12 protein-coding genes and 2 pseudogenes are annotated in these 15,197 nt (G+C 47.5%); 1 reads left to right on the top strand and 13 read right to left on the bottom strand.

The features are described from left to right. Positions 1–113: 113 nt before the first annotated feature. From NtB2_RS07185 to NtB2_RS07220, 8 genes and pseudogenes are all read right to left on the bottom strand, one after another. Entirely contained in the window at positions 114–377 is a 264-nt protein-coding gene (locus tag NtB2_RS07185) for a Txe/YoeB family addiction module toxin (RefSeq protein ID WP_109246276.1), read from the bottom strand. Next, the gene (locus NtB2_RS07190) at positions 370–627 is read right to left on the bottom strand and encodes a type II toxin-antitoxin system Phd/YefM family antitoxin (protein WP_109246277.1); all 258 of its coding nucleotides are present in this window, start codon (positions 625–627) and stop codon (positions 370–372) included. Before NtB2_RS07190 ends, NtB2_RS07185 begins: the two co-directional genes overlap by 8 nt. A 122-nt stretch (positions 628–749) precedes the next feature. Then, the gene (lepA, locus tag NtB2_RS07195; RefSeq protein ID WP_109246278.1) at positions 750–2,573 is read right to left on the bottom strand and encodes a translation elongation factor 4; all 1,824 of its coding nucleotides are present in this window, start codon (positions 2,571–2,573) and stop codon (positions 750–752) included. An 83-nt stretch (positions 2,574–2,656) separates the two neighbouring features. Next, positions 2,657–3,294 (bottom strand): annotated as a pseudogene (locus tag NtB2_RS07200) (bifunctional 4-hydroxy-2-oxoglutarate aldolase/2-dehydro-3-deoxy-phosphogluconate aldolase). Beyond that, positions 3,273–3,620 (bottom strand): annotated as a pseudogene (locus tag NtB2_RS07205) (carbohydrate kinase family protein); the annotation flags it as partial. The pseudogenes NtB2_RS07205 and NtB2_RS07200, both read right to left, overlap by 22 nt. Before the next feature lie 201 nt (positions 3,621–3,821). Further along, positions 3,822–5,093 (bottom strand): dihydroorotase, encoded by a 1,272-nt coding sequence (locus NtB2_RS07210; protein WP_109246280.1) that lies wholly within the window; start codon positions 5,091–5,093, stop codon positions 3,822–3,824. A 3-nt stretch (positions 5,094–5,096) separates the two neighbouring features. Next, positions 5,097–5,726 carry an orotate phosphoribosyltransferase gene (gene pyrE / locus NtB2_RS07215; protein ID WP_109246281.1) on the bottom strand — a complete coding sequence of 210 codons (630 nt, stop codon included), beginning with the start codon at positions 5,724–5,726 and terminating at the stop codon, positions 5,097–5,099. 180 nt (positions 5,727–5,906) lie between these two features. Continuing rightward, positions 5,907–7,790, bottom strand: coding sequence for an ABC-F family ATP-binding cassette domain-containing protein (locus tag NtB2_RS07220; RefSeq protein WP_109246282.1), 1,884 nt, complete (start codon positions 7,788–7,790; stop codon positions 5,907–5,909). Between the two features lie 219 nt (positions 7,791–8,009). Here NtB2_RS07220 and NtB2_RS07225 point away from each other — a divergent pair, with 219 nt between their 5' ends. Next, complete coding sequence (locus tag NtB2_RS07225; RefSeq protein ID WP_109246283.1) at positions 8,010–8,651, top strand: redox-sensing transcriptional repressor Rex; 642 nt, start codon at positions 8,010–8,012, stop codon at positions 8,649–8,651. Here the strand turns inward: NtB2_RS07225 and radC are convergent. From radC to NtB2_RS07250, 5 genes are all read right to left on the bottom strand, one after another. After that, a complete protein-coding gene (gene radC / locus NtB2_RS07230; RefSeq protein WP_109246284.1) occupies positions 8,635–9,324 on the bottom strand; it encodes a RadC family protein in 690 nt (229 codons plus the stop codon). The two genes, NtB2_RS07225 and radC, sit on opposite strands and share 17 nt — an antisense overlap. A gap of 196 nt (positions 9,325–9,520) precedes the next feature. After that, entirely contained in the window at positions 9,521–11,338 is a 1,818-nt protein-coding gene (gene glmS, locus NtB2_RS07235; protein ID WP_109246285.1) for a glutamine--fructose-6-phosphate transaminase (isomerizing), read from the bottom strand. A gap of 156 nt (positions 11,339–11,494) precedes the next feature. Continuing rightward, entirely contained in the window at positions 11,495–12,643 is a 1,149-nt protein-coding gene (locus NtB2_RS07240; RefSeq protein WP_109246286.1) for a mannitol-1-phosphate 5-dehydrogenase, read from the bottom strand. A 149-nt stretch (positions 12,644–12,792) separates the two neighbouring features. After that, a complete protein-coding gene (locus NtB2_RS07245; protein WP_109246287.1) occupies positions 12,793–13,230 on the bottom strand; it encodes a PTS mannitol transporter subunit IIA in 438 nt (145 codons plus the stop codon). A gap of 12 nt (positions 13,231–13,242) precedes the next feature. Next, complete coding sequence (locus NtB2_RS07250; RefSeq protein ID WP_109246288.1) at positions 13,243–15,174, bottom strand: BglG family transcription antiterminator; 1,932 nt, start codon at positions 15,172–15,174, stop codon at positions 13,243–13,245. Positions 15,175–15,197: the final 23 nt, after the last annotated feature.

The following is a 15,197-nucleotide window of genomic DNA, read 5'->3' on the forward strand; positions in this document are numbered from 1 at the left end:
CGGAACACTTTGCCCTGAGTCATAAAGTTCTACTAGAGTTTCTTTGAAACCTTGTTCATATCGTTTAACCATAAATTGAGTGTACCAAATTACCTAAACGGCTGTCCATTTTTCTAGGATAACATCAAATGATCTTTGAAAGAGTAGAGATAAATGGTATCATCATCAATTTTGTAGATAAGCCGATCCTCTTTGTTAATCCTTCTTGACCATTTTCCACTTAAGTCAAATTGTAAGGGTTCAGGTTTCCCAATACCGCTGAAAGGCGTTCGATCAATATCTTTAATGAGTAAATTGATTCTTTTTAGAGTTTTTTTATCTTGAGTTTGCCAATAAAGGTAGTCTTTCCAAGCTTCGTCCGAGAAACTTTTAATCATCTATCAGCTCCCTTACTTTACCCTTTCCTTTTGCAAATTGTTCATCTCCTTTATTGATTTTAGCCATTAATTGCTTATTGCTCATGATACGAACGCTTTCCATGATACTATCGTAATCATCTTTTGCTAAAACTACCACATCATCTTCAGGGTTTTTGTTGGTAACAAACAAAGGAACGCGATCTTCGTTGACTTGTTTGAAGTATGTTTTCAGTTCTTTCCTAAAATTAGTATATGCTACTGCTTCCATATCTGCACCTTACCTTTCTATCTTTATTTTAGCACATGTACCAAAACCTGTCCAGCATTATAATTTAATTCTGTCATAGTATTATTTAGTGCAAGAAAAAAGCCAAAAATCTGGCTTTCATCTTATTCTTCATCCATACTAAGCACGGAAAGGAAGGCTTCCTGTGGCACTTCCACAGAACCAATCGCCTTCATTCGCTTCTTGCCGGCTTTTTGTTTCTCAAGCAACTTCCGTTTACGAGAAATGTCACCACCATAACACTTGGCAAGGACGTTTTTACGCAGAGCCTTGATGTCGCTACGAGCTACGACTTTCTGGCCGATGGTCGCCTGTATCGGTACTTCAAACTGCTGACGTGGAATCAGCTTCTTGAGCTTCTCAACGATGACCTTACCGCGCTCATAAGCAAACTCCTTATGAACGATAAAGCTGAGGGCGTCGACCTTGTCGCCATTGAGGAGGATGTCCATCTTCTGCAAGTTAGACACCCGGTAGTCAGAGATTTCGTAGTCAAAGCTGGCATAGCCCTTGGTTGAGCTCTTCAGCTTATCAAAGAAGTCAAAGACCACTTCGCTCAGAGGGATATGGTAAATGACGTTAACCCGGTTGGCATCGAGGTAGTCCATGGTCTCAAAGACACCCCGCTTACGCTGGGCCAGCTCCATGACCGCACCGACAAATTCATTGGGCACCATGATTTGAGCCTTAACAAATGGCTCTTCAATGTTTTCAATCTTGGTAGGCTCTGGGAACTCGCTAGGATTGGCTACTTCAAGGGTCTCGCCGTCGGTCGTGTTGATATGATAGACCACGGACGGAGCCGTCATGATTAGGTCTAGGTCAAATTCACGTTCCAGGCGTTCTTGGATGACATCCATATGGAGGAGGCCAAGGAAACCACAGCGGAAACCAAAGCCGAGGGCATTTGAGCTCTCAGGCTCAAACTGGAGGCTGGCATCGTTGAGCTGGAGGCGTTCGAGGGCTTCACGGAGGTCGTTAAATTTATTGGACTCGACAGGATAAATCCCGGCAAATACCATAGGGTTCATCTGCTTGTAGCCGTCGAGTGGGGCGTCCGCTGGATTGTCAGCAAGGGTCACCGTATCACCAACTCGGGTATCAGCCACAGTCTTGATGGCAGCGGCCACATATCCGACGTCGCCGGCCATCAAGAAATCACGTGAAACCGCCTTAGGTGTGAAAATCCCGACCTCAGTCACGTCAAATTCCTTGCCGTTACTCATCATCTTGATTTTATCGCCAACCTTGAGGACACCATCCATCAACCGAATCTGCAGGATAACACCTCGATAAGAATCATAGACCGAGTCAAAAATCAGGGCCTTGAGCGGTCCGTCAATGTCACCTGCTGGAGCAGGGACTCTCTCTACGACCTGCTCCAGGATGTCTTCAATCCCGATACCAGCCTTGGCTGAGGCAAGGACAGCTTCAGAGGCATCGAGTCCAATCACATCTTCAATCTCTGTCCGCACCCGTTCTGGGTCTGCAGCAGGAAGGTCAATTTTATTGATGACAGGCAGGATTTCCAGGTCGTTATCCAGGGCGAGATAAACATTCGCTAAAGTCTGAGCTTCAATCCCTTGGGCAGCGTCCACGACCAAAATCGCCCCCTCACAGGCCGCTAAGCTTCGTGATACTTCATAGGTAAAGTCGACGTGGCCGGGCGTGTCGATGAGGTGGAAGATATAGGTCTCGCCGTCTTTGGCATGATAATTCAGCTCGATGGCGTTGAGCTTGATGGTGATGCCCCGTTCCCGCTCCAGGTCCATCGAGTCCAGCATTTGAGCTTGAAGCTCGCGCTTAGAGACCGTCTCGGTCAATTCGAGAATCCGGTCGGCCAGTGTTGACTTCCCGTGGTCGATGTGGGCGATGATGGAAAAATTACGGATTTTTTCTTGTCTTGCTTGCATTTCTTGAGAGTTCATATAAGGATATTATAGCATATTTTAGGGCTTAAATTTGCATAAAAAAGCAGTCTCTAAAAGAAACTGCTTGGGATGAGCTGTTATCAAATGGAGCTTTTCGCCTTCTCAAAAGCCGACATAAATTGCCTGGCATTTTCAGTCACTCCATCATAATCTTCTTTTAAGGCCGGGGCCGTCATTCCTCCACCAGCACTGACTGCAACCGCACCGGCTTCAAACCAATCGGAGACGTTATCAGCAGTTACGCCACCTGAAGGGAGGATGTTAATATATGGAAAGGGTCCTTTATCATGGCGGGACCAGCAATGTCTCCAGGGAAGAGCTTGATGAGCTCTGAGCCGTATTCGAGAGCTGTTTGGGCCTCTTTGGCTGTTAAAACACCTGGGATATAAGGAACCTGGTAGAGATTACAAAGCTTGGCAACCTCCTTACTAAAGCTGGGACTCACGATGAATTTTGCCCCAGCAATAATGGCCAGGCGGGCTGAAGATGGATCCAGAACGGTCCCTGCTCCAATAATAATATCCCTGTCTTGATATTTTGCCAGCAAATCTGCAATGACCTCGTTAGCTCTTGGGACAGAATAGGTCAGCTCAATAGATTTTACTCCCCCAGCAATAACAGCTTCTACAATCTTTATGGCCTGATCCGCACTGTCTGCCCGAACCACCGAGACAAGGCCGGAATCAATGACTTGTTCTAATATTTTTGCTCTTTGCATTTTTTCTGCTCCTCATAAAATCTTTCTAAGCCTTCTCTATTTGGATAACCATCGCTATCTCCTGGACTCTGGACGGCAAGTGCCCCTACTGCACAGGCACGCTTTACAGCTGTTTCCAGGCCTAGCCCTTCAAGTAAAGCCGTCTCCAAGCCGACTGCAAAGCCATCTCCTGCACCAACCGTATCAACAGGTTTTTCAACCTTAAATCCTTCGACTGTAAAAGACTGCCCTGCCCTTGTCTTTACAAAAGCTCCTTTGGCTCCTAATTTAACAATCACGCTTTCTATCAGGCTGTCTTGAGTCAGATAAAAATCAGCGATTTCTTCCACTCCAATCACAGCAAAATCTTTCTAAATTTATAGGAAGATTTTCTTATAGCCGACTAAGTCAGAGTTTGTCTACACTCTGAAACAGCCCTTAGGCTGTTTTTTTACTCGTTCCTATTTTATTTTCTGGATAGGTTGAACTACTCGGCATTGAAATACCGAGTTTTTCGGCACTCACTCATAAAAAAAGCAGGATTCCTCCTACTTCTCATTTCGATAAACAATCTCACCATCAGCAATGGTCATCTTAACACTTCCCTTAAGAAGCTGGCCGACAAAGGGAGAATTGCTCGCCTTAGAATCAAAGTTTTCAGGCACAGCAGTCTCGGCCTCTGGATCAAAGAGAAGCATGTCTGCCGGCCCGCCTTCGGCTAAATAACCCGCATCAAAACCGTAGAGGCTAGCAGGATTGCTGGTCATTTTTTCAAGCAGGGACATCAGGCTGAGATGGCCTGGAGCCACCAGATGAGTCAGCCCAAGCTGGAGAGCCGTTTCCAGGCCAATCATACCAGATGGAGCCTGAGCCAGCTCTACCGCCTTCTCTTCGTGAGTATGGGGAGCATGGTCAGTCGCAATGACATCAAGCGTGCCGTCTTGAAGTCCTTTAATCAGGGCCTTAATGTCCTCATCCCGTCGCAAAGGAGGATTGAGTTTGGCATTTGTCCCGAGATCAAGCACAGCATTTTCAGTAATGGAAAAATGTTGAGGCGTGACCTCACCTGTGACCTTGGCCCCGAGTTGCTTGGCAAAGCGGAGGACTTCCACAGATGGAGCAGTCGAGATGTGCTGGGCATGAAGCCTAGCACCCGTCTCATAGGCAATCATGACGTCCCGGGCCAGCATGCTGTATTCAGAGACATCAGTCGCCCCGCCCAGACCGCACTTGTGGGCAACCTCGCCGGCATTCACGCCCAGACTCTCAATCAGATTCGGGTCTTCTTCATGGATAGAAACCAGGGCGTCAAGCGCTCTGGCCTCCTGCAAGGCCCGTCTCAGGACACCTGCATTGGTCAGCGGAATCCCGTCGTCGGAAAAGCCAACGGCTCCAGCCTCTTGCAGGGCCTTAAAGTCTGTCAGCTTCTCACCATCAAAGTCTTTTGTAATTGACGCTACTGTCTTGATATGGATATTTTCATTTTGGGAAATCGCCTGGCTCTCTTCAAGCAGCCCGACCGTCGACATGACCGGTTGGGTATTGGCCATCATGACCACTGTCGTGAAACCGCCCGCAACAGCTGACTTCGCTCCTGTGTGGATGGTCTCCTTATGGGTCTGACCTGGCTCTCTAAAGTGGACATGGACGTCAATCAGCCCCGGTGCCAAAACAAGGCCAGTCGCATCGATCACTTCCGCCCCTTCAGATAGGATGTTTTCAGCGATTTGCTTTATTTTCTTCCCGTCTATCAGGAGGTCAGCAATCCGGTCCAGCTTTGATTTGGGGTCGATGATTCTTGCATTTTTAATTAATTTCATTACTTAATCCTGCCAAGTCTCTTGATTGTCTTTGAACTTCTTGAGAAGTTCAAGCTCTTCAGCCGTCACATATTCTGTCTCTTTGGCAATCTCAATGAGCTCAGAGTAATTGCTCAGTGTCTTAAGCTTAACGCCGGCTTCAGCAAAACGCTGAGTCGCCTTTTCCAACTCATAGGTGAAGATTGCCACAACGCCAAGGACTTCTGCCCCTTCTCGCTCGGCAGCTGCCACGGCATCAAGGACAGATCCACCAGTGGAAATAAGGTCCTCGACCACGACCATCTTCTGGCCTTTTGCCACACGTCCTTCAACCTGGTTTCCCGCCCCGTGGTCCTTGGGTTTACTGCGGATATAGGCAAAGGGAAGCTTCATGTAGTCTGCAATGATGGCCCCATGAGGAATCCCTGCTGTCGCTGTTCCAGCGATAACTTCCACTTCTGGAAACTCAGCCTTGATTAGCTCAGCAAAACCTGCTTCGATCCGGCTCCGGACCTCTGGATAAGCCAGAGTCACCCGATTATCCGTATAAATAGGCGACTGAATACCACTGGCCCAGGTAAAGGGTGCCGATGGAGAAAGGCTCACGGCCTTGATTTCAAGAAGGTCTGCTGCAATTTGTGATGAGAGGGTCATAATAGCTCACTTTCTATAAAGAAAATCCCAGCCAAGAGGCCAGGAAGGTTCACAAAAAATCGCAGTTTTGTCGTTTTCAGTGTCCTTTCAAGCCTCTCGTGCTCGATTAAAGGTTTTACTTAGTTTAACAAAATTAAGAGGATTTAGCAAGAAGCATCTGTAAGTGCTGTATAGAGCCTGTTACAAGCTCTCCATCAACTCCAAAAGCTCCAGCTCAATCTCATCATTCTCAGCCGTCAGCTGGTCAATCTCCAGCTGGAGCTCGCCTAATCTCACAAAGTCTTCAGGATTTTCAGCCATGGCCTCCATCAGGCTTTGGATCTGACGCTCATGATCCTCTAGTTTCTCAGTCAGATCAGCCTCTTTACGCTCAAGCTTGCGCCGGTTTCTTTGCTCGTCTTTTTGCTGGGCGTAGTCCTGGTTGGCAATCTCCTTGGCAGTCACTAGACTAGCTACTTCCTCTTGGACTTCCCCTTCTTTTTTCTCCGTATAATAGTCGTAGTCGCCTAGATAGAGCTGACTTCCATTTTTGGAAATCTCCAGGACCTCAGTAGCCACCCGGTTGATAAAGTAGCGGTCATGGGAGACAAAGAGAATGCTGCCTGGAAAGTCTATTAGAGCTGATTCTAGGACCTCACGGCTATCAATATCCAAGTGGTTGGTCGGCTCGTCGAGAATCAAGAAATTATCATGCTCCATGGCCAATTTTGCCAAAAGCAACCTGGCCTTTTCCCCACCAGAAAGCATGCCTACGGTCTTTTTCACGTCCTCTCCAGAAAAGAGGAAGCTCCCTAAGACTGTGCGAATTTCTACTTCTGGAAGCAGGCGATGGTCGTTCCAGAGCTCATCTAAGACGGTATTATTGGCCGTCAAACGACTCTGATCCTGGTCATAGTAACCGACTGAGACATTGGCACCCAGCTTGGCTGTCCCCTTGATAAAGGGAATATCTCCAATAATGGATTTAATCAGGGTCGACTTGCCGATACCGTTGGGGCCGACGATGGCAATAGCCTGGCCCCGGCGTAGGTCGATATGTATGGGCTCAGCAAGGACTGTATCGTAGCCTACGCTAGCTTCTTCGACCGTAAGCACGATGTCGCCAGAGCGTTTTTCAGGCTCAAAGAGGATATGGGCTGAGCCCTCTCCCTTGCTGGGAGCCTCGAGGCGCTCCATCTTCTCGAGTTGCTTTCTGCGGGACTGGGCCCGCTTGGTGGTTGAGGCCCGAGTGATATTCTTTTGGACAAAGTCTTCGAGTTTGGCGATTTCCTTCTGTTGTTTTTCGTATTCTTTGAGCTCGCTTGCCTCACGCTCTGCCCGCATTTCCATGTACTGGCTGTAATTTCCTGCATAACGGGTCATCTTGCCCCGAGAGAGCTCGAGAGTCTCATTGGTCACCTTATCCAGGAAATAACGGTCATGGCTGACAATCAAGAGGCTTCCCTGATAATTTTTCAGATAATTTTCAAGCCAGGCCAGTGTCTCGATGTCCAGATGGTTGGTCGGCTCGTCCAAAATCAGGAGCTGGGGCTTTTCAAGGAGCATCTTGGCCAGGGCCAGCCGGGTCTTTTGACCACCTGATAATGAGGCGATTTTTTGTTGCCAAAAATTCTCCGGAAATGAAAATCCGTTGAGGACATTTTTAATTTCAGCCTCATAGTTGAAACCGCCGGCCTGACGAAAGTCTTCTGAAAGCCTGTCATAGTCTGCCATGAGCTTGTCTAAGTCTGTTGCATCAGCCATCTCAAGCTCCATCTGTCGGAGACGTTTTTCTTGCTTTTGAAGGTCCTCAAAAACACTGAGCATCTCAGCATAGATACTCAAGTCTGAAGATAGGCCAGTATCCTGGGCCAGATAGTTCAGGCTTAGGTCTTTGACCTTACTGATTTCGCCTGCTGATGGCTCTTCGACGCCTGCGATAATCTTGAGCAGGGTCGACTTTCCTGCACCATTACGGCCGACCAGGGCCGTCCTTGACTTTTCTTGAAGATTAAAGCTGATGCCTTCAAATAAGACATCCGCCCCAAAAGTCCTTGCGATATTATTTCCTTGTAACAAAATCATGCTCTTATTTTATCATAAAAGAGGGGCTAGCGGAGGCTTTTGTCGACTACTGGCTTTGTTAACAAATGCTGTTTTCTAAAATTGTCTCTAAAGCCTTAATTTATAACCCTTTATCAAGCCTCAATATCAAGTCTCAATGGTTGAAGTTTTCACAAAATATTGATAAAATAGTCACAAAGATAGAATAAAGATTGTTGACTTATCAATCAAGGAGAAACTATGGCTGACTTACATGATAAGGCCCTTCCAAAGGCGACGGCAAGACGTCTGCCCCAATATTATCGGCTCTTTAAGAGTCTGGTAGACGAAAAAATTGACCGCACAAATTCACAAATCATTTCAGAAAAAATCGGTGTGGATGCAGCGACGATCCGGCGGGATTTCTCCCTCTTTGGTGAGCTGGGCCGGCGTGGCTATGGCTACGAGACCCTTGCTCTTCGGGATTTCTTTGCTGACTTGCTCGGGCAAAACAAGGAAACAGAAATCGCCCTGATTGGTGTCGGTAACCTGGGGCGTGCCCTGCTCAACTACCGCTTCCAGGAACGCAATAAGATGCGGATTACCCAGGCCTACGATGTGGCTGGTAATCCTCTGGTCGGGACTGAAAATGAAGATGGCATTCCCATCTACAATATTTCTGATATCAAGAAGAATCTTAAAAAGTCTAAAATTAACACAGCCATCATTGCCACCAATAAGGAACATGCCCAAGAGGTTGCTGACATCCTGGTTGACGCTGGTATCAAGGGGATTCTTAACTTTACGCCCCTCCGGCTCAAAGTGTCTCAGGGCGTTCATGTCCAGACGATTGACCTGACCAAAGAGCTTCAGACCCTGCTCTTCTTCATGTCTCAGAATTAAGCAGTCCTTCTTCTCTGAAGGAAAAATAGTCATTGTGTCCGATGATAAAATGGTCGAGGAACTTCAAGCCAATGCTTGTTGTCGCCTCGGCCATTTTTTTCGTGAAGAGCTTATCAGCCTGGCTGGGGAAACTCAGGCCTGATGGATGATTGTGGGCGACGATGATGGCGACTGCCAGATGCTTTATCGCATAGTAGAGAATCTCTCTGGGGTTGGCAATCGAATGGTTGACCGCCCCAATAAAAATCGTCCGCTTATTGATAATCCGATTTTGTCCGTCTAAAAAGATGGCTCGGAGCTCCTCCTGGCCTAGATCTGACATCTCATCAATCAGGTGCTCTGCCAGACTCTCTAGGCTCATGACCTGTCCTAGCCGGATTTTACTGGCCTGCTGGACCCGCTTGCCCAGCTCAATCATGGCCTTAATTTCGACGGCCTTGGCATTTCCAATCCCGGAAATCTGGCTGAGCTCTTCTACGCTAGCCTCTCTGAAGGCTGGAAGACTGCCAAAGTGCCTGAGAATACCTGAAGCCAGGTCAAAAACCGACTGCTTGGCTGTCCCGGTTCTGAGGAGGATGGCGAGGAGCTCTTGTTCTGAGAGGCGTTCAGCTCCAAGGAGGCTGAGCTTTTCTCTGGGTAGGAGGCTTGGGGCTGGTTCTTTGATCTTATACATGCTTGTTATCCGTAAAAAGCTTGGAGATGTCAAAAAAATCCTGCCGACTGAGCAGGATAATTTCAAGCTTTTGCTAAAGAGCTCATCTATAATTGCTAAACTCTTAGGAGGAGCTGAAACAAGGAGACATTAATCAACAAAGACGATATTAAAATCATTCTGTAAGAAAAGAAAAAATCGGGATAGCCCGATTTTTTTACTCAACTGTAACAGCCTTCGCCAAGTTACGAGGTTTATCAACATCCAAACCACGTTGGAGCGATGTTTCATAGGCAATCAACTGGGTTGGAATGACCATTGAGATCGCTGAAAGGTAAGGGTGGACAGCGTTGACGACGATGTCATCGTCTTCACGGGCAACACCTTCTTCAGCGATGACGATAGCTGCGGCACCACGAGAGACGGTCTCCATGACGTTACCACGAGTGTGGGCAGCGACTTCTGGATTGTTTGAAATCAAAGCGATAACTGGTGTGTCTTTTTCAATCAGAGAAATCGTACCGTGCTTGAGTTCGCCGGCAGCGAAGCCTTCACATTGAACATAAGAGATTTCTTTAAGTTTGAGGGAAGCTTCCATGGCTACATAGTAGTCTTGCTTACGACCGATATAGAAGGCGTTGCGGGTCTCAAGGAGGCGTTCCTTGACGATGTTGGCAATGGCTTCTTTTTCAGACAAGCTGGCTTCAATCGATTGAGCTACCAGTGAGAGCTCAGTGACAAGGTCAAAGGCCTTGGCCTTTTCATTGCCTTCTGCTTCTCCGACAGCCTTGGCCAAGAAGGCCAGGGTCGCAATCTGTCCTGTGTAAGCCTTTGTAGAAGCTACGGCGATTTCAGGACCGGCACCAATCAGCATGGTGTAAGTCGCTTCACGGGAGAGGGTAGAGCCTGGGACATTGGTCACTGTCAATGAAGGGAGACCCAATTCATTAGTCTTGACCAGGACTTGACGGCTGTCAGCTGTTTCGCCAGATTGGCTAAGGAAGATGAAGAATGGCTTTTGGCTGAGCAATGGCATGCCGTAGCCCCATTCTGAGGCAACCCCGAGTTCAACTGGGGTGTTGGTCAGGTCTTCGAGCATTTGCTTGGCACCGAAGCCGGCATTGTATGAAGTACCTGCAGCAATGATGTAGATGCGATCTGAAGCCTGGATGGCCTTGATAATGTCTGCATCAACCTTCATTGCCCCATTTTCATCAGCATACTCAGAGATAAGATGACGCATCACTGTAGGCTGTTCATCGATTTCCTTGAGCATGTAGAATGGGTAAGTACCCTTACCGATGTCTGAGAGGTCTAGCTCGGCTGTATATGACTTGCGGTCAATGGCCTTACCCGCGTAGTCAGTTACGCTTACGCTGTCTTTAGTCAAGACAACGAGTTCCTTGTCATGGATTTCCATGAACTCAGAAGTCTCACGAATCATAGCCATAGCGTCAGAGCAGACCATGTTGTAGCCGTCGCCCAGACCAATCAAGAGTGGAGACTTGTTTTTTGCCACATAAATGACCTCAGGGTTTTCTGCATCCATGAGGGCAAAGGCGTATGAGCCTTTGATAATGTTAAGGGCCTTCTTGAAGGCTTCGAGGAGCTCAAGCTTTTCTTCTTCGACAAATTTAGCAATCAGGTGAACTGCAATTTCAGTGTCGGTTTGACCGTAGAAAGTATCGTTTTTCAGGTATTCTTCTTGGATTTCCTTGAAGTTTTCGATGACACCGTTGTGGACGAGGACAAAGCGTTCGCTCATTGAAGTATGAGGGTGGGCGTTGTTTTCAGTTGGTTTCCCGTGGGTTGCCCAGCGGGTGTGCCCAATGCCTGCGTCGCCAGCGACAGCATCGCCGATTTTAGCCTGGAGGTCTGCAATCCGGCCGACAGATTTGACAAGATTAGATTGTCCTCCAGCTTTAGCAACAAAGATACCTGCTGAATCATAGCCACGGTATTCAAGTTTTTCAAGGCCTTGCATCAAAATGTCTGTCGCATTCGCACTTCCGACAACACCAACAATTCCACACATATTTTTCTCCTTCTATGCCAATCGAAATTGGTATAGTTAAATTTTATCTATTTTTTATTACAGAAATCATTATAATACTTGTCTTTTTTAATGTCAAGTGATTCATAAGACAAAATTGGTATAGTTCATTTATCAAAAAAGCCTTCCGGCTTTTAATCAGATATACTTCTTAGCCACAGCTTCAATCTCAGCAATCAAATCTGCATCTTTGAGGCCTGTCACTTCTTTAATCACATCGACCAGGCGTTCATTGGCAAGCCTCTCTTGAAGCTCGACTGCCTGTGGGTCTTCGACGTCTTTGTAGCTAAAGATTTTACCAACCACATCAAGATGGGCTCCGTAGCCTTTACCGTTGGCCTTGAGCTCACGGATTGGGCGGATGAAGCGTTCGTCATAGCCGAGCTTTCTGATCGGTGTCCGGGCCACCCGGCTGACTTCATCGATGATTTGCGGATTGGCAAAGCGGTCAATGATGGTGTTGTGATAGGCCAGCAGGTCTTCTTCTGTAAAGTCCCATTTCGCAAGGAGAAGGGCCCGGGTCTCAGCCTGGACATTCTTCAGAGCTGTGACAATCTCATCGTCTTGCAGGCCTTCAAGAATGGTCTTGTAGCCCTTGTAGGCAGAGTTGTAGGCGACTGTGGCATGGCCTGAGTTGACTGAGAAGAGTTTACGTTCAATAAAGGGATCCAGATTTGAAGCATAGTGGACGCCTTCCAGCTTAAAGCTTGTGTTTTTAAGGCCTGATTCGTCAATGACCCATTCATGGAAGGGCTCAACAACGACGTAGAGCGGGTCTTCATGACTTTGGCCTGGGACAATCCGGTCGACAGCTGCATTAGGGAAACCGATGTGTTCTGCCTGGAAGGCCAGATCTTCTGCGCTCAGGTCTTCTTTGACCTTTTCAAGAAGGAAGTCAGAGCCACCAATCATATTTTCGCAGGCAATCACATCAAGTGGGGCCGTATTATTGGCCTCACGGCGTTTCTGGATTCCTTGAGCAATCAATCCAGAGATAAAGGGCAGGATATTTGGCCCAATGGCTGTGGTCACGACATCAGTCTCAGCAATGGCTGAAACAACGGCTTCAGGATTCTTGGCATTATTGATACCGGCAACGCCTGAAATCTCAATCTTGTCGTGGCCTTCATTGGCCAGCTCAATCGTATAGCTCCCCCGGTCATTGAGGGCATCAATAATCGCTTCATTGACGTCGATAAAATCGATTGTAAAGCCATTTTGACTTAAAATTTCTCCGATAAAGCCACGGCCAATATTTCCTGCACCAAAGTGTACTGCTTTTTTCATTTTTGAAAGCTCCTTTTATTTTTCTTATAGTCTTATTTTACTCTTGAAAGCCCTTGCAGTAAATAGAGATTTTGGCACAGGATCTTGTGCCATCATCTACAAGCATCTAATTTTTGGCAAAAAAAAAAGCCGTCATCGGCTCTTCTACATTATTCTGCATCTGCAAAGAAGCTTGCAATCTCTTCAACCGTCTGGGCATCAGCGATTTTAACGACATTGTCGACATCAGCACAGAAAATCGAAATCTTTTGAATCAAGTCCAAATGTTCATTTCCGATACCGGCAATCCCAAAGAGCACAGTAGCAACCTGTGGGTTTTCTTCTGTGCCAAAGTTCACACCACGAGGGACCTGGACAATGGTAATCCCAGTCTTCAGGACTTCTTTTTTAGCCTGGTCGGTTCCGTGAGGGATGGCGATGAAGTTGCCCATATAGACAGAGAGCTCTTTATTTCGCTCAATCATGGCTGGCACGTAGTCAGGCTTGACGTAGCCCCCTTCAACCAGGAGATTGCCACAAAATTCAATGGCTTCTTCTTTTGTATTAAAATTTTGATTTAACTTAATCAAATGATTTTGGATTTCCATAAGAACCTTTCTTTATTGGCCATCCTTCTGAATGGCTTCTGTAATAATCTGTTTGAGGAGCTCTGAGACGACCTCCTGATTGCCAGAATTGTAAATAGTAGTATAAAGCTTATTTTCGATAATGGAACTTGAAATCTTACCCAAGAGGAAGGCCGCAGAATCAGAAACCTTTTGGCCGGACAGGAGGACGAGGAGTCGTTCGGCCCGAATCATCTTCCGGTCCATGGCCGTAACCTCAAGAGGACAGGTCAGGTCGACAATCTTAAAGATGGGCCTCTCGACACTGTCGTCCAGGCCGTGAATCAGGGCCAGCTTGGTGGATGGAATTGCCAGATGGGTCTCTTCGAAACGCCTGACTAAGAGCTGGCTGAAGGCTTCATTGTCACTGCCAAGAATATCAGCAAGCAGCTGTCTAACCGTCGCCAGCAAATCTGCTTCATTTTCCAGCTGGCTGACTGTGAAAGTCTCCAGAATTTCATTGCCGGCGTTAAAGAGCTGGTTTAGATTGATGAACTGGCCATCAGTATCTGCAAAATCACGAGGCTGTTTGACCTCCTGCTGAATCTTTCGGAGGCGACGTCTGAGCTGGTCGAGCTCACTGCCTGAAGGCATGCGATTGACGTAGATATAAGAAGACTCTTTTTCGGTCGTGAAGATGACGTCGTATTGACCTTCGTTGAAGTCGGCCGAGCTCTGAATAAAGTCGATCCTCTTCAGATAGGGGAAGTTCTTTTTTAGATTGCTCATGATCAGCTCGCAGGAAATCCTTCCCCGACTGCTGACCAGAGCCGCTCTCAGTGGTAGGACACTGTCTGAACGCTCTAAGGTTGACGCGAAATGCAAGGCCACATAGGCGATTTCCATCACTGGAAATTTCTTGCCAAAGACCTGATGAAGGGCCTCCTCAGAAGCTTCAAAGAGCTTGGCATTTTCTGTGGCAATCCGTCTGACAAAGTCATTTTCCTTCTCAGCAAAGAGGCTAGGCATGATTTCACTGCCCTTGAGGTGGGCGTAAAGCAGGCCATATAAGCTCGAGTCCTTTGAAAAGGGCATCTTGACCTTGTCGGAAACCAGGTCAATCAGCTGACGAATCTGATAGGAAAAGTCCGTGTCAAATTTTTCAACATAGAGAAAGTCCAGGCCAAAGGCAAAGTAGAGGGCGTCGTAGATGGTCGCAAGATAGGTCATCTCAGGCAGGCTGAAATTGGTCAGCTTGGAGCTGGCAATCAGCGACTGGATAAAGTCAAGGGCGAGCTTGCTGGGCTTCCGCCTTGCAGCGTAAGTCATCAGATGCCCCCGCTTAATCCGCTGAAGGCTGACTGACAGAAAGAGAATCATCAGACTTCTTGTCCTATCTGGTGCGTCAAGGTCAGGGAGCTTTTCAAAGGCAAGTCTGGCCTGAGATAAACTCTCCAAGTCCAGGAAGCCTGCCATCTTGTTGCTCTGAAAATCGCCGTTTAAGATTTCTTGAATCGAGCTATTGTCAAAGGTCGCAGCCACCCGCATCGATCGGAGACTGGCCTCGTCGCCTGTGAGCTTGAGGCCTTTTTCACGATTTAAGGCCAGGTCGTTTTCATTGAGCTCGGCCTCAATCAGCTTCAGGTCATTGCTGGCTGTGGGCTGAGAGATAGCAAAGGTCTCTGTGATACTGGCAATCGAGGCCTCTCCATCCATCAAAAGCAGGAGCTCGCCAAAGAGGCGCTCTCTAGCTGTAAAGTCCTGGAGCTCCCGGACAGCCAGGCTTTCCAGATTACCGATGAGCTGATAGCCGCCATGGGTCTTCTTGATGCTGTAGCCGTCGGGCAGGCTCTCTTGGAGTCGTTCCAGGTCCCGGTATAAGGTCCGCCGGCTGGTGCCCGTGACTTCTAGCATCTGGGCAATGCTCAAGCTTTCTTCTGTCTGAAAGGCATCAATTAACTTTTGTTCACGGCTGCTGACCAGCATACAGGACCTCCTCTTGATAAAAT

Origin of the sequence: Lactococcus termiticola (assembly GCF_003116835.1) — a bacterium.
GTDB lineage: Bacteria > Bacillota > Bacilli > Lactobacillales > Streptococcaceae > Lactococcus > Lactococcus termiticola.

Bases quoted from the DNA above. Each gene is read 5' to 3' on its own strand.
- NtB2_RS07185 (WP_109246276.1), bottom strand. From the start codon at position 377: ATGATTAAAAGTTTCTCGGACGAAGCTTGGAAAGACTACCTTTATTGG.
- NtB2_RS07190 (WP_109246277.1), bottom strand. From the start codon at position 627: ATGGAAGCAGTAGCATATACTAATTTTAGGAAAGAACTGAAAACATAC.
- lepA (WP_109246278.1), bottom strand. From the start codon at position 2,573: ATGAACTCTCAAGAAATGCAAGCAAGACAAGAAAAAATCCGTAATTTT.
- NtB2_RS07210 (WP_109246280.1), bottom strand. From the start codon at position 5,093: ATGAAATTAATTAAAAATGCAAGAATCATCGACCCCAAATCAAAGCTG.
- pyrE (WP_109246281.1), bottom strand. From the start codon at position 5,726: ATGACCCTCTCATCACAAATTGCAGCAGACCTTCTTGAAATCAAGGCC.
- NtB2_RS07220 (WP_109246282.1), bottom strand. From the start codon at position 7,790: ATGATTTTGTTACAAGGAAATAATATCGCAAGGACTTTTGGGGCGGAT.
- NtB2_RS07225 (WP_109246283.1), top strand. From the start codon at position 8,010: ATGGCTGACTTACATGATAAGGCCCTTCCAAAGGCGACGGCAAGACGT.
- radC (WP_109246284.1), bottom strand. From the start codon at position 9,324: ATGTATAAGATCAAAGAACCAGCCCCAAGCCTCCTACCCAGAGAAAAG.
- glmS (WP_109246285.1), bottom strand. From the start codon at position 11,338: ATGTGTGGAATTGTTGGTGTTGTCGGAAGTGCGAATGCGACAGACATT.
- NtB2_RS07240 (WP_109246286.1), bottom strand. From the start codon at position 12,643: ATGAAAAAAGCAGTACACTTTGGTGCAGGAAATATTGGCCGTGGCTTT.
- NtB2_RS07245 (WP_109246287.1), bottom strand. From the start codon at position 13,230: ATGGAAATCCAAAATCATTTGATTAAGTTAAATCAAAATTTTAATACA.
- NtB2_RS07250 (WP_109246288.1), bottom strand. From the start codon at position 15,174: ATGCTGGTCAGCAGCCGTGAACAAAAGTTAATTGATGCCTTTCAGACA.